General features: G+C 64.7%; 1 protein-coding gene. It reads left to right on the forward strand.

The annotated features are described in order from the left end of the window. A partial coding sequence (locus AB5S05_RS22015) for an aconitase family protein (RefSeq protein WP_369289633.1) occupies positions 1 to 1,191 on the forward strand: 1,191 nt, incomplete at its 5' end. Positions 1,192 to 1,200 lie beyond the last annotated feature (9 nt).

Consider the following 1,200-nt stretch of genomic DNA (forward strand, 5'->3'; position numbering starts at 1 on the left):
TCCCTGCGTCCGGGCGACGGCATCATCCACAGCTGGCTGAACCGCATGCTGCTGCCGGATACCGTCGGCACCGGTGGTGACTCGCACACCCGCTTCCCGATGGGCATCAGCTTCCCGGCCGGTTCCGGCCTGGTGGCCTTCGCCGCCGCCACCGGCGTGATGCCGCTGGACATGCCCGAATCCATCCTGGTGCGCTTCAAGGGCAAGATGCAGCCCGGGATCACCCTGCGTGACCTGGTCCATGCGATCCCCTACTACGCCATCCAGAAGGGCCTGCTGACTGTCGAGAAGAAGGGCAAGATCAACGCCTTCTCCGGCCGCATCCTCGAGATCGAAGGCCTGGACGAGCTGACCGTCGAGCAGGCTTTCGAGCTGTCCGACGCCTCCGCCGAGCGTTCGGCTGCCGGTTGCACCATCAAGCTGCCGGAAAAGGCCATCGCCGAGTACCTGCAGTCGAACATCACCCTGCTGCGCTGGATGATCAGCGAAGGCTACGGCGATGCCCGCACCATGGAGCGCCGCGCCCAGGCCATGGAAGCCTGGCTGGCCAACCCGCAGCTGATGAGCGCCGATGCCGACGCCGAATACGCCGAAGTCATCGAGATCGACCTCAACGAGCTGACCGAGCCGGTCCTCTGCGCACCGAACGATCCGGACGATGCGCGCCTGCTGTCCAGCGTTCAGGGCGAGAAGATCGACGAGGTGTTCATCGGTTCGTGCATGACCAACATCGGTCACTTCCGCGCCGCCGGCAAGCTGCTGGACAAGGTCAAGGGTGGTATTCCGACCCGTCTGTGGCTGTCGCCGCCGACCAAGATGGACGCTCACCAGCTGACCGAGGAAGGTTACTACGGCATCTACGGCAAGGCCGGTGCGCGCATGGAAATGCCGGGTTGCTCGCTGTGCATGGGTAACCAGGCTCGCGTCGCCGCCAACTCCACCGTGGTCTCGACCTCGACCCGCAACTTCCCCAACCGTCTGGGCGATGGGGCCAACGTGTACCTGGCTTCTGCCGAACTGGCAGCAGTCGCGGCGATCACCGGCAAACTGCCGACCGTCGAGGAGTACATGGCCTACGCGAAGGACATCGACAGCATGGCTGCCGACGTCTACCGCTACCTGTCCTTCGACCAGATCGCCGAGTTCCGCGAAGCGGCTGCCAACGCCCAGATCCCGGTCGTTCAAGCCTAAGCGTTACCC

Origin of the sequence: Pseudomonas zhanjiangensis (assembly GCF_041027545.1) — a bacterium.
GTDB lineage: Bacteria > Pseudomonadota > Gammaproteobacteria > Pseudomonadales > Pseudomonadaceae > Aquipseudomonas > Aquipseudomonas zhanjiangensis.